Here is a 19,031-nt window from a genome sequence, read left to right as displayed (position 1 = left end):
CCGCTCCCGGATGCAAGGGGAAGTTGCGGCTCCTTTTGGGTACAAAAAATCCCGCTCCTTTTAAAGAAGCGGGATCATTTTCCGGTTTTGCGGTCACTCGGCAGGCTTGGTCAGCTCGGAGTCGGTCTCAAGGGCGCGCTCGCGGATCTTTTCCAGCGTCTGCTCGCTCAGGATATGCTCTGCCTTACAGGCGTCCTCGGCGGCGGTCTTTTCGTCCACGCCCAGCTGCATAAAGAAGTGGGTCAGCAGACGGTGACGGCCATAGATACGCTCTGCGATCTCGCGGCCCGGTGCCAGCAGGGTCAGGTTGCCCTCGCCGTCCACCGCGATATAGCCGTTCTCGCGCAGCTTTTTCATGGCAATGCTGACGCTTGCCTTGGTAAAGCCCAGCTCATTGACAACGTCAATGGAACGCACACGGCCCATCCGCTGGGTGAGCATAAGGATCGTTTCGAGATAATCTTCTGCGGATTGGTGGATCTGCATGGTATGTTTGCCTCCTGTCTGTGCCGGGATGCAAAGCACCACGGTTTCATATAGTACAAGATATCACACTTTTGACCGATGTGCAAGCAATTCGCGGAAGTTTGTTAAAACAAACCAATTTTCTTCTGCATAAATCTGCTGTTTTGAACACATCTTAGCCGGTTTGGTTTTGGCTTGTTTGCATAAAAAGCAGTTCGATGCGGACAACGGGAGCAGACGGAGAGGGCGAGCCCGTTTATCTTTTATCTACTCTCCAGATATGCCGCCGGGCCGGACTGGTACAGATCGCCGCCGTGGGCGTCCAGAATCACCGTCAGCGGCATGTCCTTCACAGTCAGGCGGCGCACCGCTTCACAGCCAAGATCCGGCCATGCGATGACTTCCAGCGTCTGGACGCTCTTTGCCATCAGGGCACCGGCACCGCCCAGAGCGGCCAGATACACCGCGCCGTTGCGCACCACAGCAGCCTTTACGGCATCGTCCCGCTTGCCCTTGCCGATCATGATCTTGTTGCCAAGGTCCAGCAGGCGCGGGCTCATGGCGTCCATGCGTCCGCTGGTGGTGGGCCCTGCCGAGCCGATCACCCTCACCCGGCCGCTCCGGCGTGGGGCCTACGTAGTAGATGGCGCTGCCTTCAAGTTCAAAGGGCAGCGTTTCCCCCTTATCCAGTGCTTCGGTCATGCGCTTGTGAGCCTGATCCCGGGCGGTGTACACCACGCCGGAAAGCAGCACCGTATCGCCCGCACGCAACGGGGCAAGATCCTGCACGGTGCAGGGGGTGGTCAGTCTGTATTCCATAGCTCTCCCCTCCTTACAGCTCCGCGCTGGCGCGGCGGGTCACATGGCAGGAAACGTTCACTGCCGCAGGCAGGCCTGCCACATGGGTAGGCATCTGCTCGATGGCAAGGCCCAGACAGGTGGTTTTGCCGCCAAAACCCTGCGGGCCGATGCCCAGCTCATTGATGGCGGCCAGCAGCTCCTGTTCCAGCTGTGCGTAATAGGGGTCGGGGTTCGGGACATCCAGCGGGCGCAGCAGGGCCTTCTTTGCCAGATACGCCACCTTGTCAAAGCTGCCGCCCACGCCGATGCCCAGCACGATGGGCGGGCAGGGATTGGAGCCTGCCTGCTTCACCGTGTCCAGCACGAACTTCTTGAAGCCCTCTACGCCATCGGCGGGCTTGAGCATCTGGATGCGGCTCATGTTCTCGCTGCCAAAGCCCTTGGGTGCCACCGTGATGCGGCAGCCCTCGCCGTCCACCAGATGCACCGTGATGGCCGCCGGGGTGTTGTCGCCGGTGTTGCCCCGGCGCAGCGGATCGGCTACGATGCTCTTGCGCAGATAGCCGTCGGTGTAGCCCCGGCGCACGCCCTCATGGATGGCAGCTTCAAAGCTGCCGTCGATGTGCACATCGGTGCCCAGCTCCACGAACACGCAGGCCATGCCGGTGTCCTGACAGATGGGCAGGTCTTGCTCTTTGGCGGCGGAAAGGTTCGACCACAAAAGGTCGAGGGTATTCTTCGCCAGCGGCCACGGCTCTTCCTGCCGGGCCTTGTCCAGCGCTGCCTGCACGTCCTGCGGCAGGCGGGTGTTGGCTTCGATGCACAGCCGTGCAACGGTATCCGTGATCTCCTGTGCGGAAATGGTTCTCATAACCCTGTCCTCCGCTTACAGACGGGCCACGCCGGTCTCACGGGCAGCCTTTGCCACGGCGTTTGCCACAGCCTCGGCCACGCGGGGATCGAACGCGCCGGGGATGATGTTCTCCTCGCTGCGGTCGGCATCGGTGATGAGGTCGGCGATGGCGTAGGCAGCGGCCAGCTTCATCTCATTGTTGATGTCCCGGGCGCGGACGCTGAGCGCGCCCTTGAACAGGCCGGGGAAGCACAGCACGTTGTTGACCTGATTGGGGAAGTCGCTGCGGCCGGTAGCCATCACCCGCACGCCGCCGGCCTTGGCCTCGTCCGGCATGATCTCCGGGGTGGGGTTGGCCATGGCAAAGACGATGGCGTCCTTGTTCATGGTCTTGCACAGCTCGGTGGTCAGGATGCCGGGCTTGGACACGCCGATGAACACATCGGCACCTTCCAGTGCCTCCTTCAGGCCGCCCTTGATCTGGCGGGGGTTGGTCACCTCGCCCAGCCAGTTCTTGTGGGCCTCGGCGCTGTTGCAGCCCTTGTACAGGGTGCCGAACTGATCCACTGCAATAATGTCCTTTGCGCCTGCGGTCATGAGCATCTTGATGATGGCAGTACCGGCAGCACCGGGGCCGTTCAGCACGATGTGCACATCCTCCATCTTCTTGCCCACCACACGCAGAGCGTTGATGAGGGCAGCAGTGACCACGATCGCGGTGCCGTGCTGGTCATCGTGGAACACCGGGATGTCCAGCTCCCGCTCCAAGGTCTCCTCGATCTCAAAGCACTCGGGGCTCTTGATGTCCTCCAGATTGATGCCGCCAAAGGTGGGCGCAATGGCCTTGCAGGCAGCAATGACGCTGGCAGCGTCGTGGGCGTCGATGCAGATGGGGAAGGCATCCACGCCGCCGAACTCCTTGAACAGCACCACCTTGCCCTCCATGACCGGCAGACCGGCCTCCGGGCCGATATCGCCCAAGCCCAGCACGGCGGTGCCGTTGGAAACGACCGCCACCATGTTGCCCTTGAAGGTGTACTTATACACGTCCTCGGGGTTTTCCTTGATCTTGCGGCAGGGCTCTGCCACGCCGGGAGTGTAGGCGGTGGACAGGTCGTCGCGGGTAGCGACCTCCACCTTGCTCACGATGCCCACCTTGCCTTTGTGGGTCTCGTGCATTTCCAGAGCAGCTTTATTGTAATCCATTGCGTTGTCCTCCAATATCTTACCGTCCTCGCCCTCTCCGTCTTTGCTTCGCAAATCCACCTCTCCCAAAGGGAGAGGCTTTGGCAGTCCATGCAAAGTTTGCGGTTTTGCCAAGGGCTCCCCCTTTGGGGGAGCTGGCGCGAAAGCGCCTGAGAGGGCGCATTCTCACTTATTTTTATTGTAACAGAACCGCCTGCCCATTTCCACCGCTTTTGCCCATTTTTGCGCCCACAGGCAGGCAAAAGTGATACAAACCCGCCGCAGGATTTGTGGAAATTTTGCAAAAAACTTTTCTTTTGCCGTCAGAACGTATATAATGGATGGGAGTCTATCCCGGTTTTACGGCCCGAGCATCCTGCGGGCCGATTTTTATGGAGGTATTTCTTTTGAAAAACAACACCAAAAAACTCCTGTGCATCCTGCTGGCCCTTGCCGCAGTGGTGTGCATCATCGTTGCCTGCTTCACGCTGAGCAGACGCAAGCAGACCGACAGTGCATCTTCCGGCAGTGCATCTTCCACTGTTGCGTCTGTCTCACAGTTTGGTTCTGTGGCCGACTTCGACTACGAGACCTTTGATTACAGCGATGGTCTGGACGAAAACGGCTATTGGAACGGCATCAAAGCGCTGGACTATGTGACCCTGCCGGAGAACTTCGGCTCCATCGCCCTGAAGGAGAGCGACCTGACCCCCACCGAAGATGAGCTGCAGCAGCAGATGGACAGCCTGCTGAACCAGTACACCACCTCCCAGCCCGTTACCGGCCGTGCCGCCCAGAGCGGGGATGTTGCCAACATCGATTACACCGGCACCGTGGACGGTGTGGCCTTTACCGGCGGCACTGCCACCGGCTACGACCTGACGCTGGGCAGCGGTTCCTTCATCGATGGCTTTGAGGACCAGATCATCGGCCACAATGTGGGCGATACCTTTGATGTGACCGTCACCTTCCCGGACGGCTACGGCGATTCTACCGACGCCGAGGGCAACACGATCACCCTCAGCGGCAAGGAAGCCGTGTTCAGCGTGACCCTGAACTCTCTTTCCGAGAACGTAATCCCCGAACTGACCGATGAATGGGTGGAGTCCAACTTTGGCGTCAGCGACGATTTGCACACCGCCGACCAGCTGCGCAACTACTTTAGCGATGCACTGTATGCCAACAACTACGACAATGCCATCGTGGACTACCTGATGGCCAATTCCACCTTCAAGGAGCTGCCTACCGAGATCACCAGCTACTACATCCGCATGTTCCTGAACCACTACAACCAGTACGCCACCGCCTACAGCATGGATCTGAACGCCTTTGCCCAGACGCAGGGCTACACCAGTGCGGATGCCATGCTGGCCGCTTCGGATGCCTATTTTGAGCATCTGGCAAAGCAGGATCTGATCTTTCAGGCCGTGGCCGAAGCCAAGAGCCTTGCTCCCACGCAGGAAGAACTGGACGACGCCAACAGCACCTATGCCGACACCTACGGTGAGAACCGTGCGCACCTGAACGCTCTGCAGGCCTGTGTGCTGGCCTGGCTGGAAGAGAATTCCACTGTAGCGTAAAAACACAGGAACCATTTAGAATGCCCTCCGCTTTGCTCTGGGCATATTCAGAGGAAAATTTATCTTTCATTTGCAGCTCCGAAAAGCCTGCGGGCTTTTCGGAGCTGCTTTTTCACAGGAAGGACCGGAGCTTTCAGATGCTGTTTTTCTTTGCGGCCCCTTCTGGGAAAAAAGCAATACCGGACAGACCGCAGTCTGTCCGGTATTGCTCTAATAAAAAATAGTATTTCCGCTATTTATGCCCAGAGCGAAGCGGCGGGCATTTTTAAATCGTCAAGCTGTCTCTTTCTTTCCGCCGTTCAGCTTCCAGAGCAGCCATGCATAGAAGTAATTCATCAGCAGGATGGCGATGCACCACAGCACCGATGCCTGCACGCTCTGGTCATACACCTTCATAAAGGGATACGGCCCATCCACCACGCGCTGGATGTTCAGCCACAAAATGATGCCGCCATACAGCACCGTGGGCAGCAGCGCCCACTTGACCGTACTGCGGGGCAGGCGCGGTGTGCGCTCCAGCAGCACAAAGGAGAAGATGGCCGCCAGCGGATTGAGCAGGTGATGGTACAGCATGGAGCTGGTGCACAGCATGATGTACCAGCCGTTTCCGTCCTCATACATGGGGCCCAGCACGAACACCACCGTGAGAAAGGTCAGGGTCAGGCAGCAGGTGGCGATATACTTGAGGGTGTGCAGCCAGCGCGGCAGCTCCCTGCCGGTAAAGATGTACACCAGCTGGCTCACCGCCACCATAGCGCAGATGCAGGCCGAAAGGATGTTGGAATCCTCCGTGTAGAAAATGAACATCTGCTCTTTGCCCCAATCCCAGCTCATGGGCAGGGCAATGGGCTCCGCCCAGACGATGAACAGGTTCAGCACGATGGAGAGCAGACGGCGCGCCGTATCAGCAAATTTTTTCATGATATTTTCCTGATAGCAAAACCCTCTCCGTCAGTGCGGACGCATTGACTGAGAGGGTTCTTTTTATTTTGCGGTGTTGATGAAGCTGCGGTTGTCCCACAGGTATTTGATGCCGGAAATGGCCGTCACGGCAGCCACCAGCCAGCACAGCACCACCGAGGCTCCCACAACCATGACCGTGGCATCCCAGGACACATTCGCCGCAATCGCCATGCCGAAGAAGTAGAAGATGATGCTCAGCATCTGCAGCACGGTCTTCACCTTGCCCCACATGTTGGCGGCGATCACCTTGCCGTCCTTGGCGCCGGCAGCCACCATGCGCAGGCCGGACACGGCAAATTCGCGGGCCAGAATGATGCACAGCACCACCGGGCTGCACACGCCGTCCCGCATCATGTAGATGAAGGCCACGGTGGTCAGCAGCTTGTCAGCCAGCGGGTCGGCAAACTTGCCGAAGTCGGTCACCATGTTCCACTTGCGGGCCAGATGGCCGTCCAGAAAATCGGTAAAGCTGGCGGCAGCAAAGACGATGCCTGCGATCAGGTAATACGTCGGCTGGAAGGAGCCATCCGCGATGCCGCTCAGACCGGTCAGGGACGCAAAGATCATGAACACGGGCACCAGCAGGATGCGGGTCAGGGTAAGTTTATTGGGCAGATTCATACAGATTCCTCCAATTTGTTATTTTGCAACAGTACCATACAGATCGTAAAGGTCGCTGTCGTCCACCAGAACATCGTAGAACTGGCCGGGATACAGCGGCTCCTCGCTGGAAACGCAAACATTGCCGTCCACCTCAGGGGCGTCGCCGGTGGTGCGGCACAGATACAGGCCGCTCTCCTCGTCGATGCCGTCACAAAGCACATGCACGGTCTGGCCCACCTTTTCGGCCTGCTTCTGGGCCATGATGCCGGTCTGGATCTGCATCACCAGTTCGGCGCGCCTGTCCTTGGTCTCCTGATCGATCTGACCGTCCATCTTGGCAGCAACGGTGTTCTCCTCGGCCGAGTAGGCAAAGCAGCCCAGACGGTCGAACTTTACTTCCTTGACGAAATTGCACAGATCCTCGAACTGCTCCTCCGTCTCCCCGGGGAAGCCTGCGATCAGGGTGGTGCGCAGGGTGATGCTGGGGATCTCGCGGCGCAGCTTGCCGATCACCTCCAGCAGCTCGGCGCGGTTGGAACGGCGGTTCATATTCTTGAGGATGGTGTCGTTGCAGTGCTGGATGGGCAGGTCAAGGTAGGGCACCACCTTCTCATTGCGCTTCATGGCGGCAATGAACTCGTCCGTGATGCGCTCCGGGTAAGCGTACATAATGCGGATCCACTCGAGGCCCGGCACCTTGTTCAGCTTATCCAGCAGCTCGCAGATGCTGCCGGGCTTGCCCCAGTCCTCGCCGTAGGCGGTGGGGTCCTGCGCGACCACGATCAGCTCTTTTACGCCCTCACCGGCCAGCCAGCGGGCCTCGGCCACGCAGTCGGCCATATCGCGGCTGTGCAGCGGGCCGCGGATGCCGGGGATGGCGCAGTAGTGGCAGCGGTTGTTGCAGCCCTCTGCAATTTTTAAGTACGCATAGTGGGCGGGCGTACCGATGACACGCTTGCCGCCCAGCGGGAAGTCCTTTTTGGCACCGTAGCTTTCCAGATGATCCTCACCATGGAACAGGCGGTCCACGATGGTGTCGATGGCCTTGTTGGAGGCACAGCCCACCACCGCGTCCACCTCGGGGATTTCTTCCTCGATCTGGCTGCGGTAGCGCTCGGCAAGACAGCCGGTGACGATGACCTTCAGCTCCGGGTTCTGCTGCTTGTAGGAGCAGGCTTCCAGAATGTTTTCAATGGCTTCGGTCTTGGCGCTCTCGATAAAGCCGCAGGTGTTCACAAGGATCACATCTGCTTCGGCCAGATCTGCCACGGTCTCGTGGCCGGCAGACAGCAGGATGTGCACCATCACATCCAGATCGACCTGATTTTTGGGGCAGCCAAGGGAGATACATGCAATTTTCATAGGGGGTGATACTCTCTTTCTCTTTTGAGGGGTGCTTTTTATTCTTCTTCCGCTCTTTTTATCGCTTCTTTTATGACCGAATACGCAAAGCCCCGGCGCATGAGGGCGGCAGTCACAAGGTCGCGGCGGCCATCGGCCAGCTTTTTCATGTAGCGGCTGCGCACCAGAGCGGCGGCTGCTTCCAGCTCCGGGCTTTCGCCGTCCTCATCCGGGGCATAGACGCTTTCCAGTGCCTGCTCGATCTGCGTACCGGAAAGGCCCTTCTGCCGCAGGTTCTGGGCCGCCGCACGGCGGCTCTTGCGGGCAGCCAGCAGGCTGTGGGCACGGGCCTCGGCATAGCGGTCATCGTTTACGTAATCCCGCTCCACCATTTCTGCCACGGCTGCAGCCGCAGCCTGCTCCGTAAAGCCATAGCACAGCCGCTCATACAGCTGGGCTGAGGACATCTCCCGTGAGGCCAGCGCATCCAGTGCGCGGGCGCGGGCCTTGGCCGGGTCGGCACACTTTTCTTCTTCCGGCTTCGGGCGGCGGCGTTTATAAAAGGACATTTAGTCCTCCACCATGATATCCAGTTCGCTCTCGCTGCTGCGGGCAGGAGCCTTGACCACCGGCTCCTTGGCATCTGCAGCCTTGGCGGGTTCCTCAGTCTTGGCCGCAGCGCCCTTGCCTGCCGGGCGGCGGGAAGCGTACAGCTTGTCGGCATTGGCGCGGATCTGGCCCTCGATGTCGTTTGCGATCTCGGGATTGTCCTTCAGGAACTGCTTTGCGTTGTCGCGGCCCTGACCCAGACGGATATCGCCATAGTTGAACCATGCGCCGCTCTTCTGCACGATGCCCAGCTTCACGCCCACATCGATGAGCTCGCTCATCTTGGAGATGCCCTCGCCGAACATGATATCGAACTCTGCCTCACGGAACGGAGGGGCCACCTTGTTCTTGACGATCTTGGCGCGGGTGTGGTTGCCGATGAACTGGCCGGAGGAGTCCTTCAGGCCCTCCACGCGACGGATGTCGATGCGCACCGAGGCGTAATATTTCAGGGCGCGGCCGCCGGTGGTGACCTCCGGGTTGCCGTACATCACGCCCACCTTCTCGCGCAGCTGGTTGATGAAGACGCAGACCGTGTTGGTCTTGCCGATGACCGAAGTCAGCTTGCGCATGGCCTGACTCATCAGGCGGGCCTGCAGGCCCACATGGCTGTCGCCCATTTCGCCCTCGATCTCAGCCCTCGGCACCATGGCGGCAACCGAGTCCACCACGATGGCATCGATGGCACCAGAGCGCACCAGTGCTTCGCAGATCTCCATGGCCTGCTCACCGGTATCCGGCTGGCTGACCAGGAGATTATTGATGTCCACGCCCAGCGCTTCGGCATAGGTGGGGTCCAGTGCGTGCTCCACGTCAATGAAGGCCACTTCGCCGCCCTGCTTCTGGGCTTCGGCCAGAATGTGCAGAGCCAGCGTGGTCTTACCACTGGATTCCGGGCCGTACACCTCAATGATGCGGCCGCGGGGCACACCGCCCACGCCCAGAGCCAGATCCAGACCCAGACTGCCAGTGGAAATAGCATCCACCTGCATGGAGGCGTTGTCGCCCAGCTTCATCACGGCACCCTTGCCGAACTGCTTTTCGATCTGGGCCAGCGCAGTGGCCAGTGCGTCCTTTTTTGCCTCCGGCTCGGTCTTTTTGGTGGCCGGGACAACGGTGTTGTTGTTCTGATTTTTCGCCATAGCGTGCTGCTCCTTTTCTTCCTGCTGCCCGCTGTGCGCGGGCTGTCCGTATACCTTCCAGTATAGTATACCACAAAATCAAAATATTACAACAAGAAGTTGTTTGCTTTTTTCGTTTGATCAGCCGGGTCTGCGGGCGATCATGCACCGGTCGTTGCCGCCAAAATCCTTGCGGCACGCAATGTCTGTCCAGCCATTTTCTGCCAGCAGTGCCGTCACCGCTTCCCTCTGCTGCCAGCCGATCTCCAGCACCAATGCTCCGCCGGGCCGCAGCAGCTTCTGGTAATGCTGTGCAAGGGCACGGTAAAACACAAGGCCGTCCTCCCCCGCTTCCAGCGCCATGGCCGGTTCCTGTGCCACCTCGGGCTGCAGGTGCCGCATCTCCTCGGCGGTGAGGTAGGGCGGGTTGGATACGATGAGGTCAAGCTCCCCTTCCGGTGCACTTTTCCAGTAGGTGAACAGATCCCCCTGCACCGGCTCCACCGCATAGGCCGGCTTTGCCTTTGCGCGCAGGGCATTCAGTGCCGGGCCCCAGTCAAAGGCCGGTGCAGCCTCCTGCTCAAAGGCAGCAGGCTCCAGCAAGTCCTCCGTCTGCCCGCCCTGCCCTTTCAGGGCACAGCGGCAGTTCTTTTCCAGATAAACAAAGGCTTCCGGGCTTTTTTCCACGCAGGTCACCTGCGCCGCCGGGCAGAAGCGTTTGACGCCCAGCCCCAGACAACCGGTCCCCGCGCAGAGATCCAGCACCCGGGGCGTGGCAATGCCCGTCAGGGTATTGGCAGCCGCTTCCGCTACCACCTCGGTGTCTGCACGGGGGCAGAGCACGCCGGGGCCAACGGCAAGGTCAAAATCCAGAAAGCTCCAGATCCCGCACAGGTATTGCAGCGGTTCCCGCTGCTCACGGCGCGTGCAGAGGTTTTCCAGCTTTTCCGCTTCCTCCGTGGTCAGCGCCCGGTCAGAAAGGCGGGCATCCCGTCCGGACGCCGCACGGAACAGCTCCCGTGCATCGTAATCCGCATCCGGACAGCCTGCGGCGGCAAGCCGCGCCTCCACCCTGCGCACCGCTTCCCGCGGAGACAGACCTGCACTTACCATTTGCCATCCTCCGGGTCCTCGGGCAGCACAGGGGTCACGGCGGCAATGGCCACCTCGATCATGCTGTCGTCCGGTTCAAACACGGTCAGGTGCTGCACCCAGATGCCGGGCTGGCGGATGATACGGGTAGCAATGTTGTCCGACCGGCCGCACCATTTGAGCAGCTCGTAGCTGATGCCCATGACCACCGGCAGCAGCAGCAGCTTGAACAGTACCCGCAGGCCGATGCTGCCCCAGGGCAGAACGCTGTACAAAAACACGCTGACGATGACCACCAGAATGAGGAAACTGGTGCCGCAGCGGGGATGGAAGCGGGTGTATTTGCGCACATTCTCCACGGTCAGCTCATCACCGGCCTCATAGCAGGCAATGGTCTTGTGCTCGGCACCGTGGTACTCAAACACCCGGTGGATTTCCTTCATCTTGGAGATGGCCACCATATAGGTGAGGAAGATGCCAACTTTCAGCACCGCTTCCAGCACCACCTTGGCCCAGCGGCCCAATGTTACAAAGTGGTTCACACCGCCCACGATGAGGGTGGGCAGCACCGTAAAGAGCAAGATCGCCAGCAGGCCGCCCACCACAGCGGCGCAGGCCAGCAGGGCATCCTCAGCCTTCTGGCCGAAATGCTCTCCCACCCATTTTTCAAAGGCGGTCTCCTCTTCCTCGGGGTCGTAGTCGTCCCCCATGCTCACCTGAGCGGAGTACATCATGTAGCGGTAGCCCACGATCAGGCTTTCGATCATGGAGATCGCACCGCGCACCAGCGGGATCTTGGTCCAGATGCCATGGTTCTTCACGGGGTCGAATTTGGTCTCAATGGTGCCGTCCGGCTTGCGCACCGCGCAGCAGATGAGCTTTGGGCCGCGCATCATAATGCCTTCCATCAGTGCCTGACCGCCCACACTGGTTTTGAAACGTTCCTTTTTTGGTTGATTCATTGGGTTCTCCTATCGGATCATATTTTTCCCGGTCATTTTACCACATAATTGTGACAAAATCTGTATCTGCAAAGCACAAAAAGCCGCCGGTGTGCAATGTTCATGCAGGCTTTATACCTTATGGTACAGCGGCAGGCCCAGTGTGACCACCGTACCCCGGCCCAGCGTGCTCTTGATGTCCATGGTGCCGTCCAGCGCCGTCATGATGGAATCCACCAGCGCAAGGCCGATGCCGCTGCCCCGCACCGAGTTGCTGCCCTTGTAGAACTTGGTTTTGACGTTTTCCAGATCTTCCGGCGGGATGCCGCGGCCCTGATCGATGATCTCCACAAAGGCCTTGTACTCCCCTGCCCACAGCTTAACCGTGATGCGACCGCCGGGCGCTGAATACTTGATGGCATTGTCCATGATGTTGATGAACACCTGCCGCAGACGATCCGGGTCTGCATAGACCGGGATCATTTCCTCCGGCTCTGTGTAGCTGAGGATGAGTCCCTCCCGCTGGATCCGTGCCTCACAGAAGAGCACTGCGTCGGTCAGCTCTGCCACAAGATCCAGCGGGCGGCAGTCCATGCGGATGCGGCCGTTCTGCAGGCGGCTGAAGTCCAGCAGCTCTTCCACCATGTTGTACAGGCGTCCGGTCTCGTTGTTGATGATCTCAAGGCCCTTGCGGTAGTTTTCATCCGCCGGGTCATCCAGTGTGCGCAGGGTCTCCACCCAGCCCCGGATGGAGGTGAGCGGGGTACGCAGCTCGTGGGACACCGAACTGATGAATTCATTCTTCATCTTCTCGGTCTCTTCCAGACCTTCCGCCATCTGGTTGATGGTACCGCGCAGGCGGTCCACCTCGTCCCGCTCGTCGCCGGTGACCGGCAGGCGCACGTCCAGCTCACCCCGGGCGATGCTGGCTGCGGTGCGCTCCACCTGACCCAGCGGCACCACGATGCTGCGGATGAAGTACAGGCCGGACATCACGGTGAAGGCAAGGATCACCGCCGCGATCACAACACTTACCGCGATGGCGTTCTTGATCTGCGCTCCCACAAGGGTCAGGCTGGTGACAAGACGCATCGCCGCCACATCTTCGGCGGCATAGGGCACCAGATAGCAGGCCGCCATCACCAGCTCGCCGGACTGGGTGCGGTAGACTGCCACGCCAAGACCATCGGAAGCCTCCTGCGCCTGCTCAAAGTCGGTTCCGGTCACAATGCCGTCCGCGCTCGTGCCGCTGGAAGACGCAATGACCCCGCCATAGCTGTCCAGCAGCATGAATTCATATTTATCCTTGTCGGCAAACTGCTCCACCATGCGGCGCAGCGCCATGCTGCGGATCGATGCGGTGCTCTGCACGGTGTCGCCGGTGTACATTTTCAGCTGGCCAGATACCGAGGAGAATCGCCGGTACATGGTCTGCTGAACGCTGTTATAATAGCTGCGTGTGTAGTTGTACAGGAACATGGTTTCGGCCAGCAGCACCAGCAGCACAGTGATGAGCAGGCTGCCGCACAGCCATCGACGGGTGATCCCGCTTCGCATGGCGTTCTCCTCCTTTCAAACGATTTAGAATTGTCTCCGCTTCGCTCTGGACGAGTTGTGGCACCCAGCGGCTACTACGGCCCTTGAGCGGGCCTTGCATCCTGCTGGCCACGGCCCCAACAGCTCCTCCCTGCATTCCCTCTTTTGTCGCTATGCGACATCTTCCCCCGGCCGGGGGAAGTCTTTGGCCGCAGGCCGCAGTCGTCGCCGTTGCAATATCAGCGGAAATATTATTTTTATATTTGTAAATTAGAAAAATCTGCGGATTTTTCTAATTTACTTTTTCACGGAAGAGGTCGTAACTGGAAAATGGATTTTATTTGCGGGACGACAGGTAGTTTCTCTGAGGACCGTCCGCTGGGGTGGGACCCTGTTGCCGCAGGCAATAGGGCGGGCGATGGAATGGCCTGCAACAGCAACGACCGCCGCCAGTGGCGGAAACAGGAAGTTGCTGTTGGGACAGCGGCCAGCAGGATGCGAGTGCTGCTCAAAGCACGAAGCATCCGCTGGGTGCCGCAACCCGTACTCGTGTCCGAAGAGAAATCTACCTGTTGGCCCGCCCTCGCGGTTATTCCTCCCAACGATAACCGTATCCCCACACAGTGAGGATATGGGCGGGCTTGCTGGGTTCGTCCTCCACCTTCATACGCAGGCGGCGGATGTTCACATCCACGATCTTCACGTCACCAAAGTAATTTTCGCCCCACACGCCCTTCAGGATCTTCTCGCGCACCAGCGCGATGCCGGGATTGCGGAAAAACAGCTCCATGATCTGGAATTCCACCTGTGTCAGCTCGATGGGCTGGCCTGCCTTGAGCAGCACACGACGGTTCTCGTCCAGCACAAATTCGCCGCTGGTGAGCATTCCCAGCGGGCTGGACTTTTCCTTTTCGTCCCCGCCTGCCGTGCGGCTGACGCGGCGGCAGAGCGCTTCCACCCGGGCCAGCAGCTCGCTGACGCTGAAGGGCTTGGTCATATAGTCGTCTGCGCCGATGGACAGGCCGCGGATCTTATCTTGTTCCTGTCCCTTGGCACTGAGGATGATGATGCCGATCTTCTGGTCGGTGCGGCGGATGGTCTCGCACAGCGAGAAGCCGTTCATGCCCGGCAGCATCACATCCAGGATGGCCGCATCGCAGCCCGGTTTCTGCTCCAGCAGAGGCAGAGCCGCCTCGGCGCTCTCGGCTTCCACCGCCTCCATGCCTGCAAGACGCAGGTTCAGCGCGATCATTTCGCGGATATTGGCTTCATCTTCTACCACAAGCACTCGTACCATGAACCGTTCCTCCGTTCCTTAATTGAGCAGATGCAGCGCCTTGGACAGGCGGTAGTTCTTATCACTGATCTCCACATCCGGGGCAAGCTTTGCCTGCATCTGGCGGGACGCCACGATGCCAAGGCGGGTCCAGCCCTTCAGGCTGGATGTGGTGCGCACCAGACGCAGGGTCATTACCAGCTCATCCTCATCCACCGTGCGCAGCTCCACGGCGCCGTCGTATTGTTCGCTGTCGGTAAGCTTCAGGTTGCCCTCCCACTCCATGGGCAGTTCGATATAACAGTTGGTCTCCTCGTCCAGCAGGCCGAAGCTTTTTTCCGGGTTCGGGCTGGTATAATCCATCCAGACGATAAAGTCCATGCGGCGGCTCTGGCTCATATTCAAAAGGCCGGCCTCATCGGGCTGGGTGGGGATCTCCACGATGCCGTCGCCGTCCAGATCCTGACTGACCAGACTGGGCACATTGCGCAGGGATGCGGTGTAAAGCTTTTCGGTGCTGATCTGGTCGGCGGGCACCATCTGCTGCGTGTCCTCGTCAAAGTACAGCAGCACCGACGCCAGATTGTTGCCGGAAATGCCGGTCCATCCATCCAAAACCAGATAGTGCCTGCCGTCCGCGCCCACGCCTGCCGCCACCGAGGCGCAGCCCGAGAAGCGGTCGGCAGAAAGGCCCATGACTGCTACCTGCTGGAAGGAGCCCTCCTTATCTACAGTCAGCAGCTCGATCTGCACGCCGCCGTCCTCCAGCGTGGACATCAGGATCAGATCCTGACTGCCCCCGCCGGTGATATCCTCTACCAGATACTGCTGATACTGCTGTTCCAGAATGGTGGAAAGCTCTCCGTCTGTGTAGGAATACACCGCCAGATAGTGGTCGCCCTGTGCGGCCACATAGCCCACCACCAGCTGGCTGGCATCGCCCGGCTGCAGCTGCGCAAGGCCCACAGAATCCACCGTGTCGGCAAGGCCCTCCGCGTTCTGGCGCACCTGCCACATTCCATCGCTGCCCTTTTGCAGGATCGCGACGCAGACATTGGAGCTCTGGGCCGTGGTATAAAGCACCGCCGCATCCTGCTGGCCGTCACCGTCCAGATCATGGATGAGGAACGGCGAAAGCAGGTCGCCCTGCATGGGATACTTGAGCTGTGCGCTCTCCCCCAGCCAATCGTTCAGCGCCGTCTGCACATCGCCGTAATCACCCGAGAGCTTGGGTGCACGCAGAAGCTCTTCCACCTGCACCTGTTCGCCCGGCATACTGCAGCCTGCAAGGCACAGGCACAGCAGGGTGCACAGCAGCCACCGGCAAAACCGTTTGGAATGTTTCAACTGCCGCACCTCCTCTGTGTGGAAAATCCGTTCCGGTCAAACGGCAAAATTATGCTATTGTCAGTATACCACGGGGCGGGCGCAATGCCAACACCTGAAAACACGAAAGAGAAGGATTTAAAATGTGCCCTGTGTGGGAAGCGTTCTTTGAAGTGCCGCTATAAATGGAGCTAAACAAAAAAGTCCTTTCCCAGAAATGGGAAAGGACTTTAAAAACGGCTGTAAACAGTCAGAGCAGATTAGACGAGCTCCAGAACTGCCATCTCAGCAGCGTCGCCGCGGCGAGCGCCGATCTTGATGATGCGGGTGTAGCCGCCGTTGCGGTCAGCGTACTTGGGGCTGATCTCATCAAACAGCTTCTTTGCAACATCTTCCTTGGTGATGTAGGCATAAACCTGACGCTTGGTGTGCAGGTCGCTTGCCTTGCCAAGGCTGATCATCTTCTCGGCCATGGAACGAACGTCCTTAGCGCGAGTGACAGTGGTCTCAATCTTGCCATTCTCTAACAGGTAGGTAACCATAGCGCGCATCATAGCGTTGCGGCTGTCGCTGGTTCTACCGAGCTTTCTGGTACCGGGCATCCCGTTTCACTCCTTAATTATTTTTAGTTGTCATCATCCGTGTTCAGCTTGAAGCCCAGAGAGTCCAGCTTTGCCATGACTTCTTCCAGGCTCTTGCGGCCGAGGTTACGAACCTTCATCATTTCGTCCTCGCTCTTGCTGACCAGATCTTCCACCGTGTTGATACCGGCACGCTTCAGGCAGTTGAAGGAACGCACGCTCAGATCCAGCTCTTCAATGGTCATCTCCAGAGCCTTTTCCTTGTCGTCGTTGGTCTTTTCCACCATGATCTCGGTGCCAGCGGCCTCATCGGACAGGTTGACGAACAGGTTCAGGTGCTCGGTCAGCACGCGGGCAGCCAGAGAAACGGCTTCCTGCGCATTGATCGTGCCATCGGTCCAAACCTCGATGGTCAGCTTGTCGTAATCGATCGCCTGGCCAACACGGGTGCTCTCGACGTTATAATTCACCTTGAGCACGGGGGTGTAAATGCTGTCAACGGGAAGAGTGTTGATATCGTTCTTCTCGATGATAGCCTGTTTGTTGCGCTCTGCGGGCACATAGCCGCGGCCCTTATCGAAGGTCAGCTCCATGACGAGCTTGCCGCCCTCGCCCAGGGTTGCGATGTGCCACTCAGGGTTCAGAATTTCGATGTCATCGCCCTGCTTGATGTTGTCAGCGGTGACCTCACAGGGGCCGACTGCCTCAACACGCACTGTCTTCGGACCATCGGTGTACAGCTTTGCAGCGATACCCTTCAGGTTCAGGACAATTTCGGTAACGTCTTCCTTGACGCCCTCAATGGTGGAGAACTCGTGAACCACGCCATCAATCTTGACGCTGGTCACGGCGACACCGGGCAGAGAGGAAAGAAGCACACGACGCAGGCTATTGCCCAGTGTGATGCCAAAGCCACGCTCCAGCGGTTCTGCCACGAATTTACCGTAGCGGCCGTCCGGGGACAGGCTTGCCGTTTCGATTTTGGGACGTTCAATCTCCATCATATCTATGCCCTCCTTGTCAAACCGGCGCTGCCGCCGGCCCATTATTAAATTCTTTCAAAGAAAAGAATGCGAAAGACAGCCATCCAGTCGGAAGGCCGATCCTTCTTAATGGATTACTTGGAGTACAGCTCGACGATGAGGTGCTCTGCAACTTCGTAGTCGATGTCGCTGCGCTCGGGCAGCTTTGCAACGACGCCCTTCAGGGAACCGGTCTCACGGTTCAGCCATGCGGGCAGAGCAACAACGGGAGCCTCGGGGCCGGTCAGCTTTGCAAACTTTGCAGAGCTGCGGCTGGACTCGCGCACTTCGATCACGTCGCCGGCCTTCACCTGGTAAGAGGGGATGTTGACCTTCTTGCCGTTGACGGTGAAGTGAGCGTGAGACACCAGCTGGCGGGCATCGCGGCGGGTCTGAGCAAAGCCCAGACGGAACACGACGTTGTCCAGACGGCACTCCATGATCTGCAGCAGGTTCTCACCGGTCTTGCCGGGGCGAGCCTCTGCACGCAGGTAAGCGTTGTGGAACTGCTTCTCCAGAACGCCGTAGATAAACTTGACCTTCTGCTTCTCCTTCAGCTGAGATGCGTACTCAGACTGCTTCTTGCGCATATTGCCATTGGAGTTGCGGGTGGTATTCTTCTTTGCATAGCCCATGACCGCAGGAGAAATGCCCAGGGCCTTGCAACGCTTTGCGATAGGCTGCGTATTCTTTGCCATAATTCAATTTCCTCCTTCGATCAGACACGACGGCGCTTCGGGGGACGGCAGCCATTGTGGGGGATGGGAGTCACGTCCTTGATCAGGGTGACTTCCAGGCCGGTAGCCTGCAGCGCACGAATAGCGGACTCACGGCCAGCGCCGGGGCCCTTGACGTAGACCTCAACGGTCTTCATGCCATGCTCGATAGCAACCTTAGCTGCGGTCTCAGCAGCAGACTGGGCTGCAAACGGAGTGCTCTTGCGGCTGCCGCGGAAGTTCAGGGAGCCGGAGGAGCACCAGGACACTGCATTACCCTGCAGGTCGGTGATGGTAACAACAGTATTGTTGAAGGTAGACTGGATATGAGCCTGACCAGCAGCAATGTTCTTGCGCTCTTTGCGCTTCATGCGGACATTAGCGCCCTTCTTGGCATTATTTGCACTTGCCATTTCTCAAATCCTCCTTACTTCTTCTTGTTAGCGACAGTGCGCTTGGGACCCTTGCAGGTACGTGCATTGGTCTTGGTACGCTGGCCGCGGCAGGGCAGATTCTTGCGATGGCGGGTGCCACGGAAGGACTGGATCTCAACCAGGCGCTTGATGTCCAGAGCAACGTTGCGGCGCAGGTCGCCTTCAACGATGATGTTAGCCTGATCGATGTAGTCACGGATCTTAGCCTCTTCTTCCAGAGTCAGGTCCTTGACGCGGGTATCGGGGTTGATGCCAGTTGCTTCCAGGATCTTGTTAGCAGTGGTCTGGCCGATACCATAAACGTAGGTGAGACCCACCTGAACGCGCTTCTCGCGGGGCAGGTCAACGCCGGCAATACGTGCCATAGTAGTTTCCTCCAAAAATCATCCCATGTCAGTGTCGGGGTCTGCGCCGGGACTCTACGCACTTGACCCCCAGGCGCCCGAATTAGCCCTGGCGCTGCTTATGCTTGGGGTTCTGGCAGATGACCATCACGCGGCCTTTGCGGCGGATGACCTTGCACTTTTCGCAGATGGGTTTCACGGAAGGCTTGACCTTCATGATGTTGAACCTCCTTTTGGTTGAT

The 19,031-nt window shown here is 58.9% G+C and carries 20 protein-coding genes and 1 pseudogene; 1 reads left to right on the top strand and 20 read right to left on the bottom strand.

The window, feature by feature from the left end:
* Nucleotides 1–93 precede the first annotated feature (93 nt).
* From ACKXF7_RS05780 to ACKXF7_RS05765, 4 genes and pseudogenes are all read right to left on the bottom strand, one after another.
* Complete coding sequence (locus tag ACKXF7_RS05780; RefSeq protein ID WP_249237461.1) at nt 94–486, bottom strand: metal-dependent transcriptional regulator; 393 nt, start codon at nt 484–486, stop codon at nt 94–96.
* Between the two features lie 242 nt (nt 487–728).
* Nucleotides 729–1,284 (bottom strand): annotated as a pseudogene (locus ACKXF7_RS05775) (Fe-S-containing hydro-lyase).
* Between the two features lie 13 nt (nt 1,285–1,297).
* Nucleotides 1,298–2,137, bottom strand: coding sequence for a fumarate hydratase (locus ACKXF7_RS05770; RefSeq protein ID WP_423742376.1), 840 nt, complete (start codon nt 2,135–2,137; stop codon nt 1,298–1,300).
* Nucleotides 2,138–2,152: 15 nt separating this feature from the next.
* Nucleotides 2,153–3,325: an NAD(P)-dependent malic enzyme gene (locus ACKXF7_RS05765; protein ID WP_423742375.1), complete on the bottom strand. Its 1,173-nt coding sequence runs from the start codon at nt 3,323–3,325 to the stop codon at nt 2,153–2,155.
* Between the two features lie 386 nt (nt 3,326–3,711).
* On the opposite strand from ACKXF7_RS05765, the gene ACKXF7_RS05760 reads away from it, so the two are divergent.
* Complete coding sequence (locus ACKXF7_RS05760; protein WP_423742373.1) at nt 3,712–4,884, top strand: trigger factor; 1,173 nt, start codon at nt 3,712–3,714, stop codon at nt 4,882–4,884.
* Between the two features lie 273 nt (nt 4,885–5,157).
* On the opposite strand, the gene ACKXF7_RS05755 is transcribed toward ACKXF7_RS05760, so the two are convergent.
* The 16 genes from ACKXF7_RS05755 to rpmJ all read right to left on the bottom strand — a co-directional run bounded on the left by ACKXF7_RS05755 (nt 5,158) and on the right by rpmJ (nt 19,006).
* Nucleotides 5,158–5,805: a hypothetical protein gene (locus ACKXF7_RS05755; protein WP_423742372.1), complete on the bottom strand. Its 648-nt coding sequence runs from the start codon at nt 5,803–5,805 to the stop codon at nt 5,158–5,160.
* Between the two features lie 63 nt (nt 5,806–5,868).
* On the bottom strand, nt 5,869–6,468 hold the full coding sequence (gene pgsA, locus ACKXF7_RS05750; protein WP_118526591.1) for a CDP-diacylglycerol--glycerol-3-phosphate 3-phosphatidyltransferase: 600 nt from the start codon (nt 6,466–6,468) through the stop codon (nt 5,869–5,871).
* An 18-nt stretch (nt 6,469–6,486) separates the two neighbouring features.
* Entirely contained in the window at nt 6,487–7,812 is a 1,326-nt protein-coding gene (rimO, locus tag ACKXF7_RS05745; RefSeq protein WP_423742371.1) for a 30S ribosomal protein S12 methylthiotransferase RimO, read from the bottom strand.
* A gap of 38 nt (nt 7,813–7,850) precedes the next feature.
* On the bottom strand, nt 7,851–8,360 hold the full coding sequence (locus ACKXF7_RS05740; protein ID WP_423742370.1) for a regulatory protein RecX: 510 nt from the start codon (nt 8,358–8,360) through the stop codon (nt 7,851–7,853).
* Complete coding sequence (gene recA, locus ACKXF7_RS05735; RefSeq protein WP_423742369.1) at nt 8,361–9,542, bottom strand: recombinase RecA; 1,182 nt, start codon at nt 9,540–9,542, stop codon at nt 8,361–8,363.
* Between the two features lie 120 nt (nt 9,543–9,662).
* Nucleotides 9,663–10,634, bottom strand: coding sequence for a N5-glutamine methyltransferase family protein (locus ACKXF7_RS05730; RefSeq protein ID WP_423742368.1), 972 nt, complete (start codon nt 10,632–10,634; stop codon nt 9,663–9,665).
* Complete coding sequence (locus ACKXF7_RS05725) at nt 10,628–11,575, bottom strand: DUF1385 domain-containing protein (RefSeq protein ID WP_423742367.1); 948 nt, start codon at nt 11,573–11,575, stop codon at nt 10,628–10,630. The genes ACKXF7_RS05730 and ACKXF7_RS05725 overlap by 7 nt, the downstream gene beginning before the upstream one ends.
* A gap of 111 nt (nt 11,576–11,686) precedes the next feature.
* The gene (locus ACKXF7_RS05720) at nt 11,687–13,111 is read right to left on the bottom strand and encodes a sensor histidine kinase (protein WP_249237473.1); all 1,425 of its coding nucleotides are present in this window, start codon (nt 13,109–13,111) and stop codon (nt 11,687–11,689) included.
* A gap of 568 nt (nt 13,112–13,679) precedes the next feature.
* The gene (locus ACKXF7_RS05715; protein WP_249237474.1) at nt 13,680–14,387 is read right to left on the bottom strand and encodes a response regulator transcription factor; all 708 of its coding nucleotides are present in this window, start codon (nt 14,385–14,387) and stop codon (nt 13,680–13,682) included.
* A gap of 18 nt (nt 14,388–14,405) precedes the next feature.
* Nucleotides 14,406–15,713, bottom strand: coding sequence for a hypothetical protein (locus tag ACKXF7_RS05710; RefSeq protein WP_249237475.1), 1,308 nt, complete (start codon nt 15,711–15,713; stop codon nt 14,406–14,408).
* A gap of 239 nt (nt 15,714–15,952) precedes the next feature.
* The gene (gene rplQ, locus ACKXF7_RS05705; protein WP_005921819.1) at nt 15,953–16,294 is read right to left on the bottom strand and encodes a 50S ribosomal protein L17; all 342 of its coding nucleotides are present in this window, start codon (nt 16,292–16,294) and stop codon (nt 15,953–15,955) included.
* Nucleotides 16,295–16,317: 23 nt separating this feature from the next.
* Nucleotides 16,318–17,277: a DNA-directed RNA polymerase subunit alpha gene (locus ACKXF7_RS05700; RefSeq protein WP_249237478.1), complete on the bottom strand. Its 960-nt coding sequence runs from the start codon at nt 17,275–17,277 to the stop codon at nt 16,318–16,320.
* Between the two features lie 113 nt (nt 17,278–17,390).
* Nucleotides 17,391–17,993, bottom strand: a complete 603-nt coding sequence (gene rpsD, locus ACKXF7_RS05695) for a 30S ribosomal protein S4 (protein WP_005937973.1) — start codon at nt 17,991–17,993, stop codon at nt 17,391–17,393.
* 20 nt (nt 17,994–18,013) lie between these two features.
* Nucleotides 18,014–18,424, bottom strand: a complete 411-nt coding sequence (rpsK, locus tag ACKXF7_RS05690; protein ID WP_005934894.1) for a 30S ribosomal protein S11 — start codon at nt 18,422–18,424, stop codon at nt 18,014–18,016.
* Nucleotides 18,425–18,438: 14 nt separating this feature from the next.
* Nucleotides 18,439–18,810 (bottom strand): 30S ribosomal protein S13, encoded by a 372-nt coding sequence (gene rpsM, locus ACKXF7_RS05685; RefSeq protein ID WP_005937976.1) that lies wholly within the window; start codon nt 18,808–18,810, stop codon nt 18,439–18,441.
* Nucleotides 18,811–18,892: 82 nt separating this feature from the next.
* The gene (gene rpmJ / locus ACKXF7_RS05680) at nt 18,893–19,006 is read right to left on the bottom strand and encodes a 50S ribosomal protein L36 (protein ID WP_005921832.1); all 114 of its coding nucleotides are present in this window, start codon (nt 19,004–19,006) and stop codon (nt 18,893–18,895) included.
* Nucleotides 19,007–19,031 lie beyond the last annotated feature (25 nt).

The organism is Faecalibacterium sp. 7, assembly GCF_049562865.1.
Lineage (GTDB): Bacteria > Bacillota > Clostridia > Oscillospirales > Ruminococcaceae > Faecalibacterium > Faecalibacterium wellingii.
The sequence above is the reverse complement of the archived record's forward strand: the minus strand, read 5'-3'. Positions and strand labels throughout refer to the sequence as shown.